The sequence below is a fragment of the Sunxiuqinia sp. A32 genome (genome assembly GCF_052690465.1).
This window is the reverse complement of the sequence record NZ_JBQYLI010000006.1, coordinates 168700-194223: the sequence shown is the minus strand read 5'-3', so window position 1 is coordinate 194223 and position 25524 is coordinate 168700. Positions and strand designations below refer to the sequence as shown.

Annotated in this window: 16 protein-coding genes and 1 other RNA gene; 3 read left to right on the top strand and 14 right to left on the bottom strand. The window is 37.7% G+C overall.

Annotated elements, in window-relative coordinates:
* The first annotated feature begins 5 nt into the window (after positions 1-5).
* Positions 6-1799 (top strand): hypothetical protein, encoded by a 1794-nt coding sequence (locus tag ACUNWD_RS08355; RefSeq protein ID WP_445587337.1) that lies wholly within the window; start codon positions 6-8, stop codon positions 1797-1799.
* Here the strand turns inward: ACUNWD_RS08355 and ACUNWD_RS08350 are convergent.
* From ACUNWD_RS08350 to ACUNWD_RS08305, 10 genes are all read right to left on the bottom strand, one after another.
* On the bottom strand, positions 1796-2899 hold the full coding sequence (locus tag ACUNWD_RS08350; protein WP_445587336.1) for an alanine racemase: 1104 nt from the start codon (positions 2897-2899) through the stop codon (positions 1796-1798). The genes ACUNWD_RS08355 and ACUNWD_RS08350 overlap by 4 nt on opposite strands.
* A 311-nt stretch (positions 2900-3210) precedes the next feature.
* The gene (locus tag ACUNWD_RS08345) at positions 3211-4488 is read right to left on the bottom strand and encodes an adenylosuccinate synthase (protein ID WP_445587335.1); all 1278 of its coding nucleotides are present in this window, start codon (positions 4486-4488) and stop codon (positions 3211-3213) included.
* A gap of 184 nt (positions 4489-4672) precedes the next feature.
* A complete protein-coding gene (locus ACUNWD_RS08340) occupies positions 4673-5113 on the bottom strand; it encodes a Fur family transcriptional regulator (protein WP_445587334.1) in 441 nt (146 codons plus the stop codon).
* A 68-nt stretch (positions 5114-5181) separates the two neighbouring features.
* Positions 5182-7422, bottom strand: a complete 2241-nt coding sequence (locus tag ACUNWD_RS08335) for a RelA/SpoT family protein (protein WP_445587333.1) — start codon at positions 7420-7422, stop codon at positions 5182-5184.
* Positions 7423-7577: 155 nt separating this feature from the next.
* Positions 7578-8147, bottom strand: a complete 570-nt coding sequence (locus ACUNWD_RS08330) for a D-sedoheptulose-7-phosphate isomerase (protein ID WP_445587332.1) — start codon at positions 8145-8147, stop codon at positions 7578-7580.
* Entirely contained in the window at positions 8137-9294 is a 1158-nt protein-coding gene (locus tag ACUNWD_RS08325) for a glycosyltransferase (RefSeq protein ID WP_445587331.1), read from the bottom strand. Before ACUNWD_RS08325 ends, ACUNWD_RS08330 begins: the two co-directional genes overlap by 11 nt.
* 13 nt (positions 9295-9307) lie before the next feature.
* On the bottom strand, positions 9308-9766 hold the full coding sequence (locus ACUNWD_RS08320; RefSeq protein WP_445587330.1) for an NUDIX domain-containing protein: 459 nt from the start codon (positions 9764-9766) through the stop codon (positions 9308-9310).
* Positions 9759-10664: a tRNA (adenosine(37)-N6)-dimethylallyltransferase MiaA gene (miaA, locus tag ACUNWD_RS08315; protein ID WP_445587329.1), complete on the bottom strand. Its 906-nt coding sequence runs from the start codon at positions 10662-10664 to the stop codon at positions 9759-9761. Before miaA ends, ACUNWD_RS08320 begins: the two co-directional genes overlap by 8 nt.
* Before the next feature lie 56 nt (positions 10665-10720).
* Positions 10721-11230 carry an IS1096 element passenger TnpR family protein gene (locus ACUNWD_RS08310; protein WP_445587328.1) on the bottom strand — a complete coding sequence of 170 codons (510 nt, stop codon included), beginning with the start codon at positions 11228-11230 and terminating at the stop codon, positions 10721-10723.
* A 404-nt stretch (positions 11231-11634) separates the two neighbouring features.
* Positions 11635-12237, bottom strand: coding sequence for a thioredoxin family protein (locus ACUNWD_RS08305; protein ID WP_445587327.1), 603 nt, complete (start codon positions 12235-12237; stop codon positions 11635-11637).
* A 77-nt stretch (positions 12238-12314) separates the two neighbouring features.
* Between ACUNWD_RS08305 and pdxH the strand changes: the two genes are divergently transcribed.
* Entirely contained in the window at positions 12315-12944 is a 630-nt protein-coding gene (pdxH, locus tag ACUNWD_RS08300; protein ID WP_445587326.1) for a pyridoxamine 5'-phosphate oxidase, read from the top strand.
* Positions 12945-12971: 27 nt separating this feature from the next.
* Here the strand turns inward: pdxH and rnpB are convergent.
* The 4 genes from rnpB to ACUNWD_RS08280 all read right to left on the bottom strand — a co-directional run bounded on the left by rnpB (position 12972) and on the right by ACUNWD_RS08280 (position 16845).
* Positions 12972-13375: RNase P RNA component class A (rnpB, locus tag ACUNWD_RS08295), an RNA gene on the bottom strand.
* A 223-nt stretch (positions 13376-13598) separates the two neighbouring features.
* Complete coding sequence (locus tag ACUNWD_RS08290; protein WP_445587325.1) at positions 13599-14846, bottom strand: ABC transporter permease; 1248 nt, start codon at positions 14844-14846, stop codon at positions 13599-13601.
* A 233-nt stretch (positions 14847-15079) separates the two neighbouring features.
* Positions 15080-16087, bottom strand: coding sequence for a type I glyceraldehyde-3-phosphate dehydrogenase (gene gap, locus ACUNWD_RS08285; protein ID WP_445587324.1), 1008 nt, complete (start codon positions 16085-16087; stop codon positions 15080-15082).
* Positions 16088-16389: 302 nt separating this feature from the next.
* Positions 16390-16845, bottom strand: a complete 456-nt coding sequence (locus tag ACUNWD_RS08280) for a hypothetical protein (protein ID WP_445587323.1) — start codon at positions 16843-16845, stop codon at positions 16390-16392.
* A 1439-nt stretch (positions 16846-18284) separates the two neighbouring features.
* Between ACUNWD_RS08280 and ACUNWD_RS08275 the strand changes: the two genes are divergently transcribed.
* Entirely contained in the window at positions 18285-25499 is a 7215-nt protein-coding gene (locus tag ACUNWD_RS08275) for an Ig-like domain-containing protein (RefSeq protein WP_445587322.1), read from the top strand.
* The last annotated feature ends 25 nt before the right edge of the window (positions 25500-25524 follow it).

The window sequence follows — 25524 nt, the reverse complement described above, 5'->3', positions numbered from 1 at the left end:
TATAAATGCAGAAAGATCAATTAGAAAAAAGGTTTAATGAATTGTCAGAAATTTTGTTGGAAGAAATGAATCCACAAGGCTTCTGGGAAGGTGAACTCTCGTCAAGTGCATTGGGCGTTGCTGTTGCTGTTGCTGCTTTGCATTTTTATGATGAGAAAAAGTATCATAAACAGATTCTGAAAGGTTTGAGTTGGCTTCAGAAAAATGTGAATGAAGATGGGAGTTTTGGCGATACGCCTGAAAGCCCCGGCAATGTAAGTACCAGCTTGTTGGTATATGCAGCATGCAATTTATATACTTTGGCAGATAGTGAAACTGCTTTATTGCAAGGTAAAATTGCCGATTATCTTTCTTCCCAAAATATAGATGTTTATTCGGAGCAGGTGGCAAAAGTCATCCTCGATCATTATAAAAAAGATTACACTTTTTCGGTCCCCATTTTGACGATGTGTGGATTGTGTGGTGTTCCCGGTAAGGAAGCTTTCAATCATATTCCCCAACTACCTTTTGAGTTATCTTTGGTACCTCGCAAGTTTTACCGAATGCTTAATTTAAGCGTGGTTAGTTATGCTATCCCTGCGTTAGTTGCCGTGGGAATTGTCGTCTTTAAAAAGAAACAATCTTCGGTTTTTAGCCGGAAAATGAGACAATGGGCTATTAAACCATCTCTGAAATTGCTCAATCACTTAATGCCGGAAAGTGGCGGATTTCTGGAGGCAATTCCGCTTACCGCTTTTGTAAGCTTGAGTTTAATTGAATCTGGCTTTCGTGATTTGAAGGTGGTTGAAAAAGGCATTCTGTTCTTACTGGAAACCCAAAGAGAAGATGGAAGTTGGCCAATTGATATTGATCTTTCTACCTGGGTGAGTACATTGGCCGTAAAGTCTCTGCGATCAATGAAAGATGAGGTCCTTTCTTCCGCTGGTCAGGAAAAACTGGCAGCTCATTTAGTTTATATTCACAACAGAGAGGTACACCCCTTTAATGGCAGTCAGCCTGGAGGGTGGGGATGGACCAATTTTTCCGGCTCGGTTCCGGATGGGGATGATACACCGGGGACAATATTGGCTTTGCTTCAGCTTCAGTCGAAAGAAGCAGTAAAGAAGCAAGTATTAGCAGGGTGTGATTGGCTGTTACGTCTTCAAAATAAAGATGGCGGATTTCCTACATTTTCAAAAGGCTGGGGTAAATTACCTTTTGATCAAAGTTGTGCTGACCTGACGGGGCATTGCTTGTTAGCGATTTCAACTAGCATTGATCTGTATGGAGATGATTTGAATCCGTTGGATCTCAAAAGGTATATGCGCAGTTTTAATAGTTCTCTCAATTACCTTAAAAAGAATCAGCGCAAGAATGGGAGTTGGCTGCCTCTTTGGTTTGGAAATCAATTAACAGCAGATCATACGAATCCGGTTTATGGAACCGCAAGGGTTTTAACTTATCTGAAAGATTCAGTCGTTCATAAATGGATAGACCATTCAAAGACACTTGAAATTCGTGAGCTAATTGAGCAAGGGGAGAAATTTTTAGTTAGTGTGCAAAATGATGATGGCAGTTGGGGAGGAGGAGCGCATGTTCCTGGTACGATTGAAGAAACTGCGCTGTCAGTTTCAGCAATAATTTCTGACAATAATAAAAAGACTGCGATTAAGGGGCTAAAATGGTTGGATGAATATTACCAGGCAAATGGATTGCAGGCTTCGCCTATTGGGCTTTATTTTGCATCATTATGGTACGATGAGAAACTTTATCCACTTACTTCTTACCTTGAGGCTTTGAGCAGATCCTTGGAACTCTAAATCGTTTCGTTACGACTAGTCGTAATCACTTCTCCTTCATTAGTAAGATAAGATCCCATCAGATTTGCAGTCAGACAACTATGCACAGGAATGATATCAACAAAATCACCAACGTTAAATAGGTGAAAATCTTTGTAGGTAATTTTTAAGATTCCATGCTCTTGAGACATGTCACTTAAATAGCTTTTTTCACTTAAAAGAATTTCATCGCCTGTACTTTTTACCACTATTTGGGCATACATTTTTTTTCCTGCAGTATTTATAATGAAATCTTTAGAAATATGGACTGCTCCGCCGTATACAATGATTTCATTTCGGGAAGTGTTTTTTGCGACGATTGGACAAACCATCCGAATGGCGATATCTTCAAATCTGCAACTGCCCAATTTTAGCTGCATTAAATCGTAAAAAATGAAGTTTCCCGGTCTGATTTCGTCCACTCCTTCAAAATTTTCGCAAATACTAGCAGAAGGTGTGTCTCCCATTGAAACAATTAAGTCAGGCCAGTCTTTTTTATACCTGTTTTTCAACGATCGCATTTTGAGTAATGCATCAAAATGAAAATTGAAAATCTCGTGTCGGCTATTTGCCTGGTAAGTATGGCCGGCATGTGTTAGAAAGCCTTTAAAATCTAAACGCTTATTTGCTCGAATAATCTCCAGTAACGTGTCAATTAAATTTGTTTTTCCTGGAAGCACACCAGTTCTGTTGTGTCCCGTATCAATTTCGATGAAGATGCCAACAGGAGCCTTGATGAACTTGCTGAGTTGAGTGAGTGTTTCCTTATTTTCGACAAGCAGATTTAGTTTGATTTTTGAAGCCAGAGAGTTGATGTCATTTATTTCATGGATGTTCACAGGAAATGCAATTGTAATATCCTTCCAGTTGTACTTTGCAAAGTATTGTGCCATTTGAACGGATGAAACCGTAATTGATTTTACTCCAAATTCACGGAACCATTCACCAACTTGAGCTGATTGGTGTGTTTTGAAATGTGGTCGGAATTGAAGCTTTTTTGCTTCTGCTTTTTGAGCCATTCTTTCAATATTCCGCATGCAAATTTCCTTGTCAAGCAAAAGCGTTGGACGCACAATTTCCATAATCGTTTTATTAAACGGTTAAATAACTTCTCCTCTGCGAAATCTTTCTTTTAAAACTTTGATATTAACTAGCAACAATAAAAATAGTGATCAAACAAAGAGATCAGCTATAAGCAATTCTGGTTATTTCAATGTTAATTAAAACCAATAATTCGATTGTTTATAAATCGAAATACAAAAAATGTCCCTTTATGAAATAACGCTTTTAAAAGTAGTTAATAAGATTTACTTTAAAAATAATTTTGTAGGAAATTGCAATAAAAAAAGAGCCTCGAAATGAGACTCTTTCATACATATTATAATGTGTGTTTTTATTTTCTTTCCAGCAAAATAGTCTGAGCTCTGTTTGGACCAACTGAGGCAATTGTAATAGGTAAGCCTGTTTCATCTTCAATAAAGTTGATGTAGTTGTTCAATTCTTCAGGGAACTCATCTTCACTGGTTAATTTGGTTAAGTCAGTTTTCCAACCTGGTAGCTCAACATAAACTGGTTTAACGTCATCATTCAGCTCAAATGGGAATTTATCTACAACTTCGCCATCAATTTCATAACCAACACAAACCTTGATCGTGTCAAAGTCGTCTAATACGTCACCTTTCATCATAAATAACTCGGTGACACCATTGATCATGATTGAATATTTTAAAGCAACCAAGTCAAGCCAGCCACAGCGACGTGGGCGACCTGTTGTCGATCCATATTCATTTCCTGAATCGCGCAATTTTTGACCTGTTTCGTCAAATAGCTCTGTTGGGAATGGTCCCATACCAACGCGAGTACAGTATGCTTTGAAAATGCCAAATACACTGCCTATTTTCTGAGGAGCAATTCCTAATCCTGTACAGGCACCTGCACAAATGGTGTTTGAAGAAGTTACAAAAGGGTACGATCCAAAATCAATGTCAAGTAAAGTTCCCTGGGCGCCTTCTGCCAGTACTGATTTTTCATCATTGATCAGCTCATTTACCATGTGTTCACTATCAACAAATTTGAAAGCCTTTAATGCTTCAATTCCTTCAAACCATTCCTTCTCACAGTCTTCAAGCATTTGTTTGTAGTCAAAGTTGAAGAACTTCTCAAGCATTTCCTTATGAGCCTGTGTGCGGGTTTTATATTTTTCTTCAAAATTTTCGACAAGGTCTCCAACGCGCAGTCCATCGCGTCCAATTTTGTCTTTGTATGTTGGTCCAATACCTTTTAAAGTAGATCCGATTTTAGTTTCACCTTTAGCTGCTTCAGAGGCAGCATCAAGTAGTTTGTGTGTAGGAAGGATCAGGTGTGCTTTTTTAGAAATATAAAGGTTTTTGGTCAAATCAATATTGTGCTTTTTGATTGATTCGATTTCTTTCTTAAAAACCATTGGATCTAACACAACTCCGTTTCCAATCAGGTTGATTTTATTTTCATGGAAAATTCCTGAAGGGATGGTATGCAAAACTTGTTTGAAATCGTTAATTTCTAAGGTGTGTCCGGCATTTGGACCGCCTTGAAATCTTGAAATCGCATCGTATTTTGGGGTAAGCACATCAACAATTTTGCCTTTTCCTTCGTCTCCCCATTGAAGACCTAAAATTACATCTACTTTCATTCTATTATTTTACAAGTTCTCAAACATATTAAACCGCAGAAATTTTGTCATTGTTTGGGACGAATTTCCACGGTGCCTTGTCGAAATTATTTGGCAGATAAAATTACAAATTATTTTTCGCATACAGGCATAAAAAATCCCCTGATTGATAAGGGGATTTTATTTATAATGAATTTAAAACAAATTAACGTTCAATGTTTTCTCCGTAAATATACAGGGTGTGATGCGATAATTTAAAATTGTATTTTAAGCATGCCTCTTCAATAATCTGACGTATTCGTGGATCATAGAATTCATGTACGTCTCCATTGTTCACATCAATCATGTGGTCGTGTTGTAAGGTTGCAAATGCTTTTTCAAATTGAGCAATGTTCTTACCAAACTGATGTTTAACAACCAACTTACACTCGAGTAAAAGATCAATGGTATTATAGAGGGTCGCACGACTCACTCTGTAATTTTTATTTTTCATTGAAATATATAAAGACTCGATATCAAAGTGGCCTTCGCGTGAATAGATTTCTTCAAGTATCGCAAACCTTTCAGGGGTTTTACGATGTCCGTTTTTCTCCAGATATTCTGTGAACATATTCTTCACAGTGTCTTTCGTTTTATGGTTATTCATACTTAAACCAATTTTAAATAAAGGCCAAAAATAGTAATTTTTTTAAAATAGTTTAGACTAAATAAAAATTATTCTTCAATACTTTCAATTCTTAGGACACTATCTATTCCTTTGATTTTCATTAATCGTGCAATAAGGTTTTTTAAATCTTCAACATTGTGGATGTATAAATAAAGGTCTCCTTCGAAAATGCCATCATGCGTATCAAACATTACTGTGCGCATGTTAATATTGTTTTGTTTTGAGATGATAGTGGTTACCTCGTTGAGGATGCCAACCCGGTCGAAACCGTTAAGCTTAATATGACTGAGGTAGGATCTTTTTTTGAATTTAGTCCATTCGGCGGTTATAATGCGGTCACCTTGTTGTGACATGAGCTTGTTTGCTTCCGGACAATTACGTTTATGAATGATTACGTGATTATTTGAATTTATATAGCCCAAAACTTCTTCTCCCGGAATGGGTTGACAACATTTGGCTAATGAGTAATTACTCTCTTCCGGATTTTCCTTTAAGATGAATGTTCCTTTTTTGTCAATTTTTCTTTTCGGAAATTCAAATTGTTTTTCTTCTGGCTTGTCCTTTTTGTTCCAGCCAAATGAGAGTGTCCAGAATTTTGCAAGCTTGTTCTCCCTTCTTGTTTTGAGAATGCTCTCCAATTCATCTAATTCAAGGAAACCCATACCGACCTGGGCGTAAAGTTGGTCTTTATTTGATAGATTGTAATAACTGGATAGCTTTTTAAGCGTGTCCGACGAAGGTTTAATATTGTGTTTCTTCAGTTTTTCCTCGATGATCTCCCGTCCTTTTTCAAGGTGGCGCTTTTTGTCCAGCTTAAATGCTTGCTTTACTTTCCCTTTTGCTTTTGCGGTAATGATAAATTTCAACCATGAGATATCCGGCAATTGAGTTTTTGAAGTCAATATTTCAACTTGGTCTCCACTTTGCAACACATGACTTACCGGAACCAGCTTATGGTTTATTTTCGCACCGATGCAGTGATTCCCCAAATCTGTGTGAATTTCGTAAGCAAAGTCAATAATTGTTGATCCTTTCGGAAGATTTACCATTTCTCCCTTTGGTGTAAATACAATTATCTCGGAGCTGTACAGGTTCATTTTGAATTCATCCAGAAATTCTAACGCGTCAGATTCGGGATTTTGAAGCATTTCCCTGATTTTCTCCAGCCACCGGTCAAGTTCCGATTCAGGCGTTTCATCTCCTTTGTACTTATAATGCGCAGCAAATCCCCTTTCGGCAATCTCATCCATCCGCTGTGTGCGTATCTGCACTTCAACCCATTTCCCTTGTGGCCCCATTACGGTCACGTGTAAAGCTTCATAACCATTTGCCTTAGGAATTGTGATCCAATCACGAATGCGGTCTGGTTTAGGCTTGTAAATGTCTGTAATGATCGATAAAATATCAAAGCATTGCCTTTTTTCCGATAGATTATTTTTCGGATTAAAAACAATTCGAATTGCCATTAGATCATAAACTTCGTCAAAAGACACCCCTTTGGTTTGCATTTTATTCCATATGGAAAATACGGATTTAAGCCTGCCCGAAATATTGAAATTGATATTTTCAGATTTCAATTGGCTTTCAATGGGGGCAATAAATTCTTCAACCAAATAATCTCTTCTTTCTTTTTGGCTATGCAAACGAAAAAGAATCTGACTGTATGTTTCAGGATGTGTATATTTTAGACTGAGGTCTTCTAATTCTGTCTTTATGGTGTAAAGTCCGAGTCGATGGGCGAGTGGGGCGAAAATATAGAGTGTTTCTGCCGCTATTTTGAGTTGCTTATTGGGCTGCATGCTGTCTAAAGTGCGCATGTTGTGAAGCCTGTCTGCAAGTTTTATCAAGATAACCCTAACATCATCAGAAAGCGTCATGAGCATTTTTCGAAAGTTTGTTGCTTGCTTCGAATCGTGCGTAGAAGTTATTTCATCTGATAGCTTTGTTAGGCCGTCTACAACTTTTGAGACTTTTTCGCCAAAAAGATTTTCAATGTCTTCAAGTGTGTAATCGGTATCTTCAACAACGTCGTGCAGAATAGCAGAAATAATTGAAGTTGCTCCCAGTCCAATTTCACTTGAGACAATATGTGCAACTGCTAAAGGATGAATGATGTACGGTTCGCCGGATTTTCGTTTAACTCCTGCATGCGCACTGTTCGCAAACTCAAAAGCCTTTTGAATTCTCTCTTTCCCTTCATCGCTGATTCGTTGACCGAATGTTCGTGCCAAATCGTCGTAATAATCAGCGATTAACCGTTGCTCAGCTTTTGTTTGTAGTGTATTCATTCAATCCTTGCTGTTTGTGAAGATCAGACTTGTAACTGGTAAATATAGATTTTTTCTTCTAAAACCTGTTATATCTGAAAATCTCAGTTCACTCATTTTTCAATCTTTTAAGAATGAATATCAATCAGACTTGAATTGTTCAGTCAGGATAGTGATTATTCTCCGAAAAGCTTTTGTTCTGTAATCTCACAGATGATGTGTCCGATTAGAATTTGTGCTTCCTGAATGCGGGCTGTATTTGAGGACGGAACATTTATTAGAATGTCGCAAATAGCTTTTAGGTCTCCACCGGTTTCGCCGGTTAGTGCGACAACAAACATCCCAATATCTTTTGCTTTTTTTGCTGCATTAATAATGTTGATAGAATTTCCAGAGGTGGATATAGCTATGAATACGTCTCCTTTTTTTCCGGTAGAAGCGACATAGCGCTCGTATGCATTTTCGAAATGATAGTCGTTAGAATAAGCAGTGATAAATGATGAATTTACATGACAGGCTTCGGCATGGATGGGTGGACGATCAAGATAAAACTTACCGGAAAGTTCAGCAGCCAAGTGTTGAGCATCAGCAGCACTTCCTCCATTCCCGCAAAAAAGGGTTTTATTGCCTCGCTGATAACATGCAATTAAAGCTTCTGCTGCCTTCTCAATATTGCTTATCAGTTTGTCATCACGAAGAATATTTTCTTTCAATGATATGGACTGTTTTATTCTGTCACGAATCATGATTGCTCTGTTTGGACACTTCATGGTAAACGGTTAGAAATGCATTTACCATATTCGCCCATGAAAATTTCTTTTTTTCCTCCAGAATGTTGATTTCAAATTCTGATTGCCTATTGTTTTGGTAAAAGTCTATGATCGCATTTGCAATTGCCTTCCCATTGGGTTCAACAACATATCCAACTTTTTGGTCAGGTATTATTTCAGGAAGTCCGCCAACATTTGTCACCAACATAGCTTTTTCAAAATGATAGCCAATTTGAGTAACTCCACTTTGAGTCGCGCTTTTGTAAGGTTGAACAACCAAATCAGCTGCCCCAAAGTATTTATAGACCTGGTCATCCGGAATAAAATCAGTTTTGAGAATGATTTGGTCTTGCAACTTATATTTCTTAATTAATTCAAGGTAAGGCGACGGGGAAGTGTAAAACTCTCCTGCAACAATTAATTTGATGGGAAATTCTGCCAGCCGGCTATCTGCAAAGGCATCCAGTAAAATATCCAATCCTTTGTAATCTCTAATAAAGCCGAAGAATAGTAAATAACCGGTATCTGGCTCCAGCTTTAATAGTTTCTTTGCCTCTTTCGATTCAATTTTTTCTCCGAAATTGTCAAAAAGTGGATGTGGACAAAGTGCACGAGGAAGTTTTTTATTGAACTGGTCAATATCCTCTAAAACAGATTTTGACATTGCCACCATTCCATCAATACTCTTCATGAAATATTTGGTCAGGAGATTGTCTCCGGGTCTTTTTTCATGAGGTATGATATTGTCTGCAAGGCAGATTACTTTTGTCTGTTTGTTTTTTTGAACTATTCGGCAGATTGTACCTAAACATGGCGCCATAAATGGGAGCCAATATCTCACCATCAATAAATCTGGCTTTTCCCTTTTCAAGCGTTTACCAATTTTCAACCAATTTAAAGGATTCACCGAGTTCACAGTTCGCTTGATTGAAAGCTCACTTGGGGCATCCCAATCGGCATATTGTGTCTTCCCCGGAAACAGGATTGATGGGTATTGTAAGGTGAATGTTTCGATTTCGACTTTGTACCCTTGCGAAATAAATTCTCTGGCAAGTCTTTCGTTATATGCGGCTAATCCACCTCTGTAAGGGAATGCAGGACCTATGATTTTTACAGTCTTCAAAATGGGGTCAGGTTTAATTTTGTTCTTCTTTTAGCAAAGTTGCAACATGTTTGTCAATTGGAAAAGTAAATTCAGGCGAGTTTAGATTTTTTCTTTTTACCCATCGAAATGATTGATTCCCATTTTTCATCTCATTAAAGTCAAATGGTTGATGAGATATTTTAAAATTAATCGGCGCTTTTAGTTTTGCCTTGTAGTAAATACTGATTAGTTGATGATCTTTAAAATACAATGCTTTTTGGTAAAAATCAGTTGTGTAAAAATGTTTGATCTGCCCAATTTCCTGTTGACATTCTTCAAGCATTTCTCGTTTTAAGCATTCAATTGTTCCTTCTCCAAATTTTAAACCTCCCCCTGGAAATTTTGTCATTTTTGTGTCCAGTTGAAATTCGTCGGTAATAAGAATTTCATCTTGTTCGTTTTCGAATATTCCGTATACCCGAATGTTGAAATGGTTGAGGTTTTTATTCATGAAGTTCGTTTTTTAGCCATTGGACGATTTCATCCTCCTGATCTGGGTGGAACCAATTAATTGCTTGATCTTTTCGGAACCAGGTTAATTGTTTACGAGCGTAGTGTCTGGAATTTCGTTTAATCAATTCAATTGCCTTTTCTAGACTAATTTCTCCGTCAAAATAGCTGAATAGTTCGCGGTAACCAACCGTGTTCAATGAATTTAAGTGACGGTTTTCATATACAGATCTTGCTTCTTGTTCCAAACCGTCAGCAATCATTTGATCAACTCGTAGATTGATTCTGTTGTATAATTCTTCCCGGTCCCGGTTTAGTCCAATCTTGATGATTCGAAATGGTCTTTGTTTGATTGTTTTTGTTCTCAACAACGAATATGGTTTTCCGGTCATCATGCAAATTTCCAGCGCATGTAGTAATCGTTTTGGATTTTTCAAATCCACCTGTTCATAGTATACCGGATCCAGTTTTTTTAATTGAAGGCGTAAATGCTCAATTCCAAATTCTTTGAATTCATTTGCTAGCTCATCACGCAACTTTGCGTCAACAGTAGGTAGTTCATCTATCCCATTGCACAAGGCATCTATGTACATCATGGAGCCACCAGTCATTAATGCCAGAGGTTTGTATTTATGCAAGGTCTCAATGATTGCCAATGCCTCTTTCTCGAACTGGCTTGCGCTGTAATATTCTGTAATTGAATGGGAGTGGATGAGATGATGGTTGACCGCTTCAATGTCTTTTTGCGGTGGAACAGCTGTTCCTATGCTAAGTTCCCTATAAATCTGACGGGAGTCTGAAGAAATTATTTCAGTACTGAATTCTTTTGCTATTCGTATGCTAAGGTCGCTTTTTCCGACTCCTGTAGGCCCCAATACGACAACTAACGTTTTTTCCATTGATAACTAATTGCGAAAGCCAAAGGTAGCCGTTTTAAATAAAAAAAGAAGGGGAATTAATCCCCTTCAACCAAATCTTCCATCTCTCCAAAAATTTCGTTATAATCATCTAGATCACCATAGTCTTGATAGACAACGCCGTTGTTCTGCGTTCTAATTCCCTGATCGTGCATTTCTTGTTCAATCACTTGCGCAGGAGCTTCACCTTTTTTCAAGGTTACTTTTGTTTCTTGAAGATGCTTTTCCATAGAAATTTGAGTTAGTTCAATATAAAAAGATCTGTCATTAAAAAAGTCAAATACATAAAGTAATCGCTGATTAACATCAGTTATAAATTCGTTTAATGTTGTTTTGCCCATTATCCTGCTTTGCATTCCGCTAAATCCTAAATCAAGGAGTGTTATCTCCAATTGACTGCCGTGCTTTTCTCCCGGAACGAAAAACGAGGCCATTTGATCCGGCTCGTAACCGCAGGTTTCTTGTATGCAGCGATGTAAATCAGCAAATGTGTTTTGACTATCTATTTCAATCGAGCGTAAAAAATCAGGATTTTCAATAGATGTCATTCTAAATTGGTAAATCATACATTTTGTAAATTGTGATTTAGCAAATAAGTTTTTTTAACCCTGTTTAAAGCACGCAGGTTTTTTTAACGGCAATCTAAAAAAAAGGTTAGAGTATAAATGTTAAAAAAGATTAATTGACAAAAAGGCAGTTCTAAAAAGTTGCGATGCAGGATGTTATGGTTGCTGGATTCTCTGATATAAATCATGTTTTTAACAAATACTAGAATGAAATCTTCGTATGTTCGGCAAAAAATCGAACTTATAAATCTAAAATTCTATTGATTATGATTATAATAGATTCGGAGTTGATTATTCTGGAACCCATTTTGAATCGAGTAAAAATTCAAGTTTTCCCTTTATTTGTGATGTTTTAAGTTAAATACATATCCGTTTATTAGGCTCACTTATATAGTTTTTCGCTTAATGCCGCAGCCAATTGGTTTTGTTTCAGATGGGTTTACTGTTCCTCCTTCTGATATGCTTTTAATTGCATTCTTGAGGTAAGCATTGTTAACTTTTGATTCGTCATCATAGTTGTCTTCAATTGCCCCTTTGTAAACTAATTTCATTTCGCTGTTAAATAAGAATACATGAGGAGTTGTTTGTCCTCCAATTGCATTTGCAAGCAAACTTTCCCTGTCCACTAAATAGGGGAATTGATAATTGTGTTCTTTTGCATGTGTTTGCATTGCTTCATAGGAATCAACACCGGATCGGTTTCTGTAATTTGAATTTAATACTGCCATTCCAACTTGATGTTTATCAGCCCAGCTTTTTAAATCGTTATATCGACCTTCCCATTTCTTTACAAAAGGGCAGGTGTTGCATGAGAATATCACTACAAGTCCGTTATCCTGCTTAAGATCAGCCAATGAAAATGTTTTTCCTGAAACACAGGTCATTTTAACATCGCTATGTGGTGCTTCGTCTCCAACTTGAAGTTGGTTATTGCCTGCAAATACTGAAACGCCGGCAAAAAATACTAGAAGGCTAAGTAATTTTTTCATAATAATACATTTTTGTCTTTTATTTTAACAAAACTGCTTTCCGGCTTGTTTCTTAATAATTGTAAACTACATGAGAAATGCTTAGAGATATTCGAAATAACTACCATAAATTCGAGCTTAAAGAAGATTCTTTAACAAATAATCCAATTGATTTTTTCAGAAATTGGATGGATGATGCGATACGATATGAGGTAAAAGAACCCACAGCAATGATTTTGGCGACTTCCACATCCGGACAACCAGATGCTCGGGTTGTTTTGCTTAAGGAGGTTCGTGATGGTGGATTTGTATTTTATACAAATTATATGGGGCAGAAAGGATTACAGCTCAGTGTCAACCCAAAAGTTGCATTAACTTTTTTTTGGATTGAACTTGAAAGACAAGTGAGAATAAAAGGTGAGGTTCAGAAAATTGGGGAGCAAGAATCAACTGATTATTTTGCAACCAGACCCAGGGATAGTCAGTTGGGAGCCTGGGCATCCAAGCAAAGTAAAGAGATTGAAAGCAGGGAAGGGCTGGAGCAGCAGTATGAAGAATTTGAGCGTAGGTTTGAAGGAGAACAAATTCGTCGGCCTGATCATTGGGGAGGCTATTTAGTTGTTCCATACGAAATAGAATTTTGGCAGGGGCGTCCTAATCGCTTGCACGACAGAATTCGTTATAAATTACACAAGGGAAACTGGAATTATGCCCGGTTGCAACCATAAAAAATGCTCCTGAAACTAATCAGAAGCATAAAAAGCAGACCTGTAAGCCGGGTTCTGTACTCTCCGTCAGCTGACGGAGAACCTCTATCATTTATCTGGCCGTATTATTGCTAATACGATCTAGCAGCCTACCCCTTCCGACCTTCATTTAATAATAAATGAAACCAAAATGGGCCATTCTGTAAATCGGAATATATTTGGCCTTGCAACCCATGAGGTGTACGGCTTCCGAAGTTGCCTACGGAACCGGTGAGCTCTTACCTCACCTTTTCACCCTTTCCTCTGCAAGAATACATCAAGCGGAGGTGGTTTTTTTCTGTTACACTGCTGTAAACTTACGCCTACCTTCCCGTTAAGAAGCATGGTGCCCTGTGTTGCCCGGACTTTCCTCCTCCCGTCAGCTGACGGAAAGCGATAGAGCGGTCTGCACGGCAAAAGTAATGAAAAGTTTCGAGTTACGTGTTGCAGGTTACGAGTTGCGAGTTGTGGGCGTGGGGAACGAATTTGTTTTGTACTGAGCTACAAGTTGATATGTGGTGATAAGCGCATATCAATGAGCTGGCAATTGATAACCAATGCAATTAAATACTTTCAACTGACAGCGTCCTGATATTAATGAGTTTTTCCGTAATTCACTCCTTCAATCCATCACTCTTATTCGTATCGCAAACTTTCTATCGGATCAAAGCGGGCGGCTTTTTGTGCAGGATAATATCCGGAAACAACGCCAACACCAAAACAAAGAGCAACACCAACAAAAATCCAAACCCACGGGATGATAAATGATATACCGATTAGCATGGAGACAATATTTCCGACTAAGATGCCTAATACAATTCCAAGTGCACCACCCATTTGGCCGATTATAATTGCTTCAATTAGAAACTGTTGACGGATTAGTGAGGATGTTGCTCCGATTGCTTTTCGAACACCAATTTCCCTGGTTCGTTCAGTCACGGATACCAACATAATATTCATCAAGCCAATAGCAGCACCAAATAATGTGATCAAACCTATAATTGTTGCGACCAGTGTGATATTCTTAATATTATTAAGTAACACATTTACCAGGTTATCACTTTTCTCAATGTTAAAATCGCTTTCATCACTTGGGTTAAGTCCACGAACAATTCTGAAAGTTCCTTCTGCTTCACCCATCGCGGCATCCATTAATTGAGAATTGTCGATCTTCACCTGCAAGTTGAAGTTCATTTGTGGACGTGAGAAATAAGTCCTTACATTGGAATATGGTATTAAACACATCTCGTTTCCACTACTACCAAAACCTCCACCTTTCGGTTTTAAGGTGCCGACAACCCGGTAGCGCCCGCTTCCTATGCTGATTTCTTTTTGGAGAGGATTGACGCCATTTTCAAATAGTCGTTTTACCAGTCCGTCACCGAGTAAAACAACATTTAAGCCGTCGTTTATGTCAGAAGCTGAAAAATTTCGCCCCTTTTCAATTTCATGACCAGCAGTATAAATGAAGCTTTCGTCAATGCCTTGAACTGTAACATTGGGATTTGATTTTTTTGATTCATATTTAACAGTAGCCGTGCCTGTCGCATTCACAGAAATAGAAACCATTCCGGGAAACTCAAAACGGTCTTTAAATTCTTTTGCCTGATAATAATTAATGTATGCATGATTTTTTGTACGATACCGATTATTACCAACCTGAACACGCATGCCTCTGGACGTAATGGTGAAAGTATTCACCCCCATAAATGTAAATTCTTCTGTGATCGATTTTTTAATAGCATCAATTGCTGTAAGGATGCCGACTAAAGCTGTGATTCCTACAGCGATAATTAGTACTGTAAGAATAGTACGTAAAAGATTACTGCGAATTGATTGCAATGAAATCTTTAAGTTCTCGATGAGTAAGGAACCTAAGCGCATGGGGGTTGAGTTAATTTATTTGGCAATTTCAGAAATAATTGGCGAATCACCAAAAAGATTGTATGCTCATTTATTGAGGATAGGAGGGTGTTGATAAGGTTCTGTTTTTCTTGAAAGTATAATGAAGGATCGAAGCCGAGTGAAATTCGTTACATAAATTGTGATGGCGAAAAAAAACCGTCTCTGCAAAGAGACGGTTTCCATATATAATAATGTAAGATTAAAATCTCAAATTATTTTACTGAGTCCATGTATGAAATCAATTCGCAAACTTTTGCAGAATATCCCATTTCGTTGTCATACCAAGAAACAACTTTTACGAAGTTTGGAGACAAAGAGATACCAGCACCAGCGTCGAAGATAGAAGTACGAGTGTCACCGATGAAGTCGTTAGAAACAACCATATCTTCAGTGTAACCAAGTACGCCTGCCAATTCGCCTTCAGAAGCAGCTTTCATAGCAGCACAGATTTCTTCGTAAGAAGCACCTTTTTCCAAAGTAACAGTCAAGTCAACAACAGATACATCAGGAGTAGGAACACGGAAAGCCATACCAGTCAATTTTCCGTTCAATTCAGGAATTACTTTACCTACAGCTTTAGCAGCACCAGTTGATGAAGGGATAATGTTTTGACCAGCTCCACGTCCACCTCTCCAGTCTTTCATAGAAGGACCGTCAACAGTTTTTTGAGTTGCAGTAGTTGCGTGAACAGTAGTCATCAAACCTTCTTTGATACCGAAGTTGTCGTTCAATACTTTAGCTACAGGAGCCAAACAGTTAGTAGTACAAGAAGCGTTTGAAACGAAATTCATATCGTTAGTATAAGCTGTGTTGTTTACACCCATAACGAACATTGGAGTATCGTCTTTTGAAGGAGCAGACATAACAACTTTTTTAGCACCAGCGTCCAAGTGACCTTGAGCTGATTCTTTTGTCAAGAAAAGACCAGTTGATTCAACAACGTATTCAGCACCAATAGCACCCCAGTTAATGTCAGCAGGATTTCTTTCAGCAGTTACGCGGATTTCGTCACCGTTAACAATTAGTTTACCATCTTTAACTTCAACAGTACCGTCGAATTGTCCGTGAGTAGAGTCATATTTTAGCATGTAAGCCATGTAGTCCACATCGATCAAGTCGTTAATTCCAACAACTTGAATGGTGCCTTTTGCAACAGCCTGACGGAAAACAAAACGTCCGATACGGCCAAATCCGTTGATACCGATTTTAATTTTTGACATAGTGAATAATTTAAAATTAATGAAAGATTTATTCTTTGATATTTTAAGCCTTTAATTTGATTTTTTTAAAGCCACACAAAATAACTAACTATATTCAAGAACTTCAAATTTTTCTATTTCGATTTCTTTATTTTGCTAACGGTTTAAAATTTAATTAATGTTAGTCTTCGAAGAATCTGTGAATACGAATAGTTTGAAATAGTGGAACAGGTGATTCTGATACGATTAAGGTATACTATATAATAATGTATAGGATGTGAATAATAGAAATGAAACGAGAAAGTGAAAGTTTATCCTTTCCGTTATTTTTTTCCCGACCGGTGTTTGGTGTGTTCAAACTGACTAATATCAAATGAATCCAGATCACTCGCCGCGACACGATAATTTTCAAATTCTTCTAAAAGCAGATTAGCTTGTTGAACGTATCGGAGATATTTTTTCTTTCCAAATATTCCTGAACTCATGATTTTAAGTTCAGTCCTTGTTTCGGCAAGCGAGTCTTTTATAAATGTCATGAAAAGTTCGGAGTAATCTTTTAATACATCATTATTCAAATCATGCGCAGCATGGAAAGCCATCTTGGTCGATTTGAAATAACCCTCGTAATCTTTATCTATTAAATGTTTTCTTGAGTAGTTTAATAAGTCATTTAATCTCGAAAGTAATTTCCTTAATTGGTCGTCTTGCAAATTTGAACTAATTACCTCAATCGCTTCGTTAAAATATCCTGTCCCTTTTTGTTTTGAAGTCCGTTTCATCTCATATTTTATTTTCACATCACAATATATAAAAAGAATTACATGATCATTGATTTTATATTTTTAAACACAACAAATAATATAGTACAAATTTTGAATTATTTCAAAAAGGTAGAGAATTAGCTTGCAAACTTACTTTACGATTTTAACGAGACGTAGTTTCAATATTTAAGGAAATAGCACAGGTGTAAGTTGAATATTAAAATCTCACAGGCCTTTAAAAAGGATAAGTTGTTGATATTTAATTTTCATGAGCCGTTTTTATTGTTCCGGTATTTTTGAAATCTAGGAGAGTTGGTTCAAAATTCAATGTTCAATGATCAATGTTCAATGATCAATGATCAATGATCAATGTTCAATGATCAATGATCAATGATCAATGTTGCGGGTTCCAAATTCCACATTTCGGTTTCCTTTCTCCACTGGCGCAGTGCTCACCTTCCTTCAATGTTCAATGTTCAATGTTCAATGTTCAATGATCAATGTTCGAATCCATTTATCTAAGATCCAGCATCCAGTCACTATTTGAGCTTTGATCCAAAGGGACCGTCCTTTTCTAAGAGAACGGTTCCCTTGCTACAGCTCTCTGTGTCCAGTGCTCGTTGCTCAAATTCAACCCGTAACCTGCAACCCGCAACATCCGTTCTCCGGTCTCCTTTCTCTTACAACCTTATTTATTATTTGGCGATCGTACACCGGGTTGTTGCAAGCTCTGGTAGGGTAATTTTCTTATTAAGGGTATTAGACCTAAATGTAGCTAGATTTCAATCATAAATAGCGATTGAATGTTCTTTGAAAAAATCTGAAGTTAATTCAATTCTATTATAAGAAGTTAAAATTGTGATTTGGGAAGTAGTACTGTCAGGACGAGCTCCTGGCTGTACTTTTCTTGAATAAACGGAGGTGAAGATGATTGAGTGGTATTCTTGAATGTTGGTGTATGTTTATTTAATGAATACGCTGGGCATTCACATGTTTTACAAGAGACAGTAAATAACGTAATGCCAATTAGGGAAATGAGTAGGGAGTATTTTTTCAACTTTTTATTCATATTGTTTAAGAAACGTGAATATAATTGAATTATTATAAACGATAAAATGTAATTAATTGCAATTAAAAGTAGAATGAAGAATTGACAAAGTGGTGTCATGAATTGTCAATATTATTTTGCAATAGATCAATGTGTCAATTAAGTTAAATTAGCTCTGCGATATTCTTAAACTTTGCACCCACTCCACTTTTGGAGCGATTCAAAATAATTTAGAAAGTGGAAAAATTCTTGAATTTATTGCAATTAAACGCTTGTTCTTTGAATAGAATTTTTATAGGTTTGTATGGTCTTGGACTCACTATGTCCATGATAGGATGAAATAATCAATAAATATGAATGATATAATACAATCAATCAATCAATTAAGTACAATTAAAAAACAAATGCTATGAGAAAATCATTTACTCAGCTTTTTAGTATTTTTATACTGATCTGTGCGTTTGGGTTTACATCATTTGGCGAGGGAATCTTTGACGATACCTATCCAACTGGGACAAATGTAGATCCAACAACCACGGAATTTGCTGTAAAATTCATGGAGGATATCCAGTTTACAGCAAACGGTGGGACTTTTACAATCTATAAGGATGGAAGTCCAATTGAAGCCATCGTTGTAAGTTCAACAAGCACTGATGTTTCTATCATTGATGGAGATAGCTTGGTGATTACTTCTGGAGTAACCCTTGAAGAGAATATGAGTTACTCAGTGATACTTACAGCTGGTTCAGTTGAAACAGTGGCTACGCCAACTGGTAATGGGGAAATCGACTGGGGTTTCACTGTTGGTGATTATACTGCTCCTGTTGTTAATACACTGGATCCTGAAAATGGCGCAACAAATGTATACACAGAAGACGGTTTCTCACTTACTATCAGTTTTACTGATGCAAATACTGTTGATCCTGTTGAAGGTGGTAAGTTTTGGATTTACCAGGCCGATGGAACTGTTGTTGACATCATTGAAATGAATGAAGGAAACACTACTGTTAATCTAGATGGTAGCGTTACCGTGGATGTTGCTGCTGGTGCTTATTTTTATGGTGTAAATTCATATTACGTAAATGTTGAAGCAGGTGCCTTTAAAGATGACACAGAGAATGCGAATGAGTTTGCCGGGATTATGGATAATACTACCTGGACATTTACTACTGCTGTTTATGAAGCACCTACATTTGTTTCAGCTGCTGTTTCTAATGTAACTGATGATTCTGCAGATTTTGATGCTACGCTAAGCGAAGCTGGTACTGTTTATTTTACAGTAAATATGTCTGAGGAAGCACCTACTGCTGCTACATTGTTTGCTGGAGGTCCAGGTTACTTCAGTGCCACTACTGATGAAGACGGTGTAATTGAAACAGCTGACTTGACTCCACTTAATGATGGTGTTACTTATTACATACATTATACCGCTGAAAGCTCTTTCGGAGTGGAAAGCGAAACTGTAGGAACAATTGAGTTTACTACTGTTGATGTTACAAAACCAAGCTTAGAATCTAATTCTGAATTAGCAACTGATAATGTTACTACTGGATTAAAATTGGTATTTGACGAAGATGTTGTTACTGGAACCGGTAATATCGAAATTCGTTTACAAAGCAATAATGAAGTTGTAAGAACAATTGCAGCTGCTGATTTGATGGTTGATGCAGAAGATGCTTCGATTGTTACTGCAAGTTTTGCAGGTCTTGAAAATGAAGTTGGTTATTATGTATTGGTAGATGACGCTATTGTAGCTGATGCAACTGGTAATACTTATGATTCTGACTTTGTTGTTGCAACGGACTGGATGTTTACTTCTGCGGATAGTAAAGTTCCTACTGCTACTGTTGCAATGGAAGTTGCGGCTTCTCCAAATGGACTTGAGGATGTTATCGTTACATTCAGTGAAGACGTTCAGCTAGTTGATGGAACAGATGTTGCAACCTTGAATGGTCAGAACCAAACTGTTTGGTTCCCATATATTACATTGGAAGAAGAAGGAGAAGAACTACCGTTTACTGCAACTTATGCAGCAATGGAATTGGTAATTACTCCAACAATTGCATTAGATCCGATGACTACTTATCAGGTTAAGATTCGTCCTAATACTGTTGAAGATCTTTCTGAAAATCCTTTCAGTGCTGTTGAGGTATTCTTAGATGTTACTACTGAGAATTTCACTACTCCTGCCGTTGACGTTGATTATGACATGGATGGTGTAAGCGGTGTAGTAACTTATACATTCAACAAGCCAGTATACATTGGTGGAGTTGCTGCTGAATCTGCTGATTTTACAGTTACTTATTCTGATGGTGGTGCTGTTGCAAATGCAGCTGTTTTTGCTGGTACAACTTTAACAATAACTCCAGCGGCTGATTTGGCTGAGGAAGTTGAATATACTGTTGATGTTGATACTGAGAGCTTCGAAGATGAATTTGGAGTTGCTTTCCCATCTTTAGCTAGTTTGGTATTCACTACTCCTGATGTGACTGCTCCAACAGCTACATTTAGCCACGAAGATCCTTATACAACGGTTAACGCGGATGGTGATCTTACAATTACATTTGACGAAGAGGTTGGTCCTTCACCTGCAAGTAGCGACCTTGTTGTCGTGTTTAAAGCAGACGATAAAAACGGTGCTGATCTTGATGCAGCAGTTAGTTTTGATGGTACAGTTGTTACAATTAATCCAGATGCTGATTTAGTAGATGGAAACACATATTATTATGGTGTTGGTGCTGTAACTGACGGAACCAATGTAGTTGATGCACAATTCAGAACGTTCACATATTCTCCTGCATATCCTGATGTTGTGGAGTTATCTTCTTCGAATCCTAACGATGGTGCTACTGGAGTTGAGCTTGCTGGCGGAGATTTAGTTGTGATGCTTACGTTTGACCAAAATGTTAAACCAAATCCTGGTTTATCAGGAGCTGCAACGCTTCACTTAGCCTCTGACGATTCTGAGATTGCTAGCCAGACTCTTGAAGCTGGCGATTTTGATGGAAGCATCGTAACCCTGACTTTTACTCCAGGGGCAGCGTGGACATCTGAAACAGATTACTATATTAATATAGAAGAAGATATTATTGTCTCTTCATCATCAAACGAAGTTAAATACGGTGGTATTCTAGATGCAACAACATTGAACTTTACATCTAAAGATACTGATGCACCAACTATTGCTGCAGTAGAAGCGTTTGATGGACTAGAACTAACGATAACAATTACTGAAACCGGCAGTGGCGAAGATTTGAAAGCCGGAACAGGAAACGTTACAATTAGTAGTGCTGAAGGTGATGAGTATGTTGTTGCAATTGGCGATTTTGATATTGATGGTGCCGTCGCTACGTATACTCAAACCGTCACAAACTATAGTACAGATTATACTATTGAATACGGCGCTACTATTTTAACTGATTTAGCAGATAACGCTTCGAATCCATTAGATCCTGGTGCAGCAACATCTGGAGATAATACCGCTCCTGGTGTTGATACTTTGGTACCTGCTGATGGAGCTGAGTTGGTCGATATAAATACTGTATTTACTATTAAGTGGGATGAACCTGTTGTATTGGGTGAAGCTGGTACTTCTATTTTCTTGGTAGAAGATGTTGATAAAAACGAATCTGGTGCTACTATCGATGCTGTAACTGGAAACTTGGTACTTGATGGTACTGATTTGATGGTTGCTCAAGCTAATATTGGAGTTGGAACTGACGTTGTTTTGAACGGAACAACTGCAACTATTAACTTCGGTGTAACATTGGTAGATGGAAAAGATTATTACGTTCTTGTTCAAGCAGAAGCTTTTAAAGATATTGTAACTCCTGCTAGTAAAATCTTAGGAAATGAGGAGATTTCAGCTGGAGATTGGGCGTTCACAACAAGAGATGTAGTTGCTCCTGAATTAACTTCTGTTACTTATGACGAAGTTGTAGTAGGTGAAGGTATTGCAATTGGTAGTACTATTGTATTGACATTTGACAAACCTCTTGAATTGGTTACTCCAGCAGGTGGCGAGATTTTAGATGTTGATATCGCAAATTACTTTACTATTACTATAGGTGGTGCAGATGCCGAGTTTACAGGAACTGTTAACGAAGCAAAAGACCAATTCGTATTAACTTTAGTTACTCCATTAACTGAAGAAGATAGCGATGAGCCTGTTGTTGTTGATGTTGCTGATGGCGTACTTCGTGGAAAAACAAACGAAGTGGTGATGGCAGCTGGTGCTGATTACGAAACAACATTCAAAGTTTCTGATTATGTAGCACCAACAGCTACATTGACTGCTCCGGTAGCAGCAGCTTCAGGAACTGAGATTTCATTTAGTATTACTTCTGACGATTCAGCTGGTAAAGCATACTATATTGTACAAGCTGGTGGTGATGCTCCTGATGCAGCTACAATCATGGCAGACGGTGTTGAAGCTGACTTTGGTTTAATGGAAATTGACGGCTTAATGTCAGAAACTCTTTATGATGTTTATGCTGTTGTTACTGACGAGGTTGGAAATGTTTCCGATGTTGTAACTGATGATGTTACTACTCCTGACGTAACAGCTCCTATAGCTGATGCATTACCAACTATGTTTGATAAGGATAATGTAATGACTATTGCATTTGATGATGATATGGTACTTGGAGGTCTAACGACGGCAGTCTTGTATAATGCTGAAACATTAAATGAAGCTGGTGCAGTTTCTGTTTCTGTTTCTGATGATACTAACTTGACTTTTGATGTATCTAGTTTAACTCCTGCTGATGGTGATGAGTTTATCATTGTCCTAGTTGGTGGTCCTATCACTGATGAAGCTGGAAATGAGTGGGCAGATGTTCCAACTGCTATTGGTGACAATGCTTGGATTGCTGCTATTGCTGATCGCACTGCTCCAACGGCCGTATTTGCTCCAGTTAGCGACGTATTAGCTGACCAGGTATTCACACTTACATTTGACGAAAATGTAATGTTGACTGAAGGTGCATCATTCATCGTATACAATGGTGATGATGATGAAATCTTCGAGATTGTTGATGCTGCTAATGTAACTGTTGTTGACAACGTTGTAACTATTGATCCTGATCGTTTATTCTGGGTTGAAGAAGCAAATGATACTCCACATTCATTCTATATTGATATGGAAGCTGGTTCTGTTAAAGACATGTCTGGAAATGTTTGGGTACCAATAGAAATGGATTTCACAACTATTGACAATGTGGCTCCAACAACTGAGTTTGATCCAGCTGATGGTGACACTGATGTACCTGTTGCTTCTAATATTACCATTACTTTCAGTGAAGCAGTAACTATGCCTAATGGTACAGTTATCGACAGCTATGATTTGGATAGCCTACTATATTTGACAGTTGATGGTGAAGCTCTTGACTTTGCTGCATCATATGCTGCTGAGGTTATCACAATTGTTCCTGCTGAAAGTTTTGTTGAAGGAACAACGTATGTTGTTGGAATGAAGGAAAAATTCATTGACGATGCAGGAAACGTAGCAGCAGCAAAAGAAGTTAGCTTTACTACTGTAGAGACTATCGTAACTCCTGTTCCTAATGAGAATGTGATGATTTCTCCAGATAATGAAGATGCTCTGAATCCAACAATCATTCCTATTGGTCAAGAATTTAAAGCACATTTCGGTGGTCAGGTTTATCGTTACAGCGAAACTGCTCAATACAACAATATTAAACCTGATGTTGATTACTTGGAAACTGCATTCAAAATAACTAACACTGATGCTACTGTAGACATTGACTTTACTGTTAGCATTGAAGAGTGGACTGAAGATACAACTATATTTGTATTGACTCCAGCTGATAATCTGGATAGTGAAACTAATTACATGGTTAAGTTATATTCTAACTACCTACAAATTGGTACAGCTTACAGTGATCCTTTAAATCTTGGTTATACTGATCAAACCCATGTAATTGCTAGTAATGATTATATCACTGTTGATGTAATTGCTCCAGAAGTAGAGGTGTATATGCCAGCGGTAGAGGCTACAGCTACTAAAGATGACGTATTAGCACTTAATTTCAATGAAGATGTAAAAGTTGGAACTGGAATGATCCAGATTTACACATGGAACGGTTTGTTAGAGAAAGAAGTTGATGTAACTACATTAGTTCCTGAAGAAGGAGATGAAGATACTGACTATGTGAAAATCATTGATCTTTCTGAAATCCCAACTAACAACGAATATTATGTGATTGTTCCTGCTGGTGCATTCCTTGATTTATCAGACAACCCATTTGCTGGTCTGTTAGCTGAAGATGATTGGTCATTCTTAGTACGCGATGATGCAAATCCAGGGGTAGCTTCTTACGCTCCAATGGGTAATTATGCTGCAAAAGACTCATGGATTACTATTGAGATGGATCGTAATGTTGATCTTAGTGATGCCGGATACGTTGCTATTTATGATGAAGAAGGTGTTGCATTGGAAATCTTCAGAATCAGCGATAATGCAGCTGCTTTTGTTCGTGTAAATGATCGAACATTTACGATTGATCCAGATATGGTATTCACTGAAGGTGCTACTTATAAAGTTGAATTAGCTGCTGGAACATTCGAAGCTGATGTTGATGCTACATTGAAAAATCCTGCATTCGACTGGATGTTCACTGTTGAGATTACAAAAGCTCCTGAAGTTACTGCTAAGACACCAGCTGATGACGCTACTGAAGTAGATGTTAATACAATGGCTGAAATGATATTTGACGTGCCAGTACAAGCAGGTTCTGGAATGATCGAACTTCATATCAATGATGGTGCTACTATTGTTCATACTTTCGATGTTACTTCTGATGAAGTTATGTTCGACTTGGATACAGTTAGATTTGATCTTTCTGCTTACCTTGAGGATATGGCAACTGAGTACTATATTATAGTTCCAGAGGGTGCTATTATGAATATGAGCTCAACATCGCCAATGGCATTTGCAGGCTATGAGCAAACATATGACTGGAACTTTAGCACTGTTAGTGATGCTACTGCTCCTATGGCATTGACATATTCACCAAACGCTGAAACTATCGAGGATAATCATCCAGATGCATTGGTAATCACTTTTGATGAAGCAGTTGCTTTAAGCGAAATGGGTGGAAATCTAATGATTACTGGCGTTGGCGGAACTGATGCCTTAGTGACTGTCGCTTTAACTGCAGAGATGGTTAGCGAAGATGGTATGACTGTTACTGTAACTTATGATGCTGCAGTTAATGGTGGTTTAGATAAGAATTCTGACTATTTCGTAACTGTTGAGGCAGGTGCGTTAGAAGATATAGCTGGTAATGCCTGGGAAGGTGTTGCTGACGAAACTACATGGACATTCACTACTGGTGCTGATTTCCAGACCGGTATTGAAGACCAAGTAAGTGGTTCTCTCGAGTTCAAGGTTTATCCTAACCCATTTGATGGTTATGTGACTGTTGATAATGCTAACGAATTGTCTCGCATCGTTATTTCTAACATCGTTGGACAACCAGTTAAAGACATTGTTAACCCAACAGGTACTATCAATACTGGAGACTTAAGCAGCGGAATCTATGTAATCACTCTTGTAAAAGATGGTGAAGTAGTGAAAGCTGAAAGGATTGTTAAAAGGTAATACCGAATTGATTGATTAAAAAGGG

Bases quoted from the DNA above. Each gene is read 5' to 3' on its own strand.
- ACUNWD_RS08340 (WP_445587334.1), bottom strand. From the start codon at position 5,113: ATGAATAACCATAAAACGAAAGACACTGTGAAGAATATGTTCACAGAA.
- ACUNWD_RS08280 (WP_445587323.1), bottom strand. From the start codon at position 16,845: ATGAAACGGACTTCAAAACAAAAAGGGACAGGATATTTTAACGAAGCG.
- ACUNWD_RS08275 (WP_445587322.1), top strand. From the start codon at position 18,285: ATGAGAAAATCATTTACTCAGCTTTTTAGTATTTTTATACTGATCTGT.
- ACUNWD_RS08305 (WP_445587327.1), bottom strand. From the start codon at position 12,237: ATGAAAAAATTACTTAGCCTTCTAGTATTTTTTGCCGGCGTTTCAGTA.
- pdxH (WP_445587326.1), top strand. From the start codon at position 12,315: ATGCTTAGAGATATTCGAAATAACTACCATAAATTCGAGCTTAAAGAA.
- ACUNWD_RS08310 (WP_445587328.1), bottom strand. From the start codon at position 11,230: ATGACATCTATTGAAAATCCTGATTTTTTACGCTCGATTGAAATAGAT.
- ACUNWD_RS08350 (WP_445587336.1), bottom strand. From the start codon at position 2,899: ATGGAAATTGTGCGTCCAACGCTTTTGCTTGACAAGGAAATTTGCATG.
- miaA (WP_445587329.1), bottom strand. From the start codon at position 10,664: ATGGAAAAAACGTTAGTTGTCGTATTGGGGCCTACAGGAGTCGGAAAA.
- ACUNWD_RS08355 (WP_445587337.1), top strand. From the start codon at position 6: ATGCAGAAAGATCAATTAGAAAAAAGGTTTAATGAATTGTCAGAAATT.
- ACUNWD_RS08335 (WP_445587333.1), bottom strand. From the start codon at position 7,422: ATGAATACACTACAAACAAAAGCTGAGCAACGGTTAATCGCTGATTAT.
- ACUNWD_RS08330 (WP_445587332.1), bottom strand. From the start codon at position 8,147: ATGATTCGTGACAGAATAAAACAGTCCATATCATTGAAAGAAAATATT.
- ACUNWD_RS08320 (WP_445587330.1), bottom strand. From the start codon at position 9,766: ATGAATAAAAACCTCAACCATTTCAACATTCGGGTATACGGAATATTC.
- ACUNWD_RS08345 (WP_445587335.1), bottom strand. From the start codon at position 4,488: ATGAAAGTAGATGTAATTTTAGGTCTTCAATGGGGAGACGAAGGAAAA.
- ACUNWD_RS08290 (WP_445587325.1), bottom strand. From the start codon at position 14,846: ATGCGCTTAGGTTCCTTACTCATCGAGAACTTAAAGATTTCATTGCAA.
- gap (WP_445587324.1), bottom strand. From the start codon at position 16,087: ATGTCAAAAATTAAAATCGGTATCAACGGATTTGGCCGTATCGGACGT.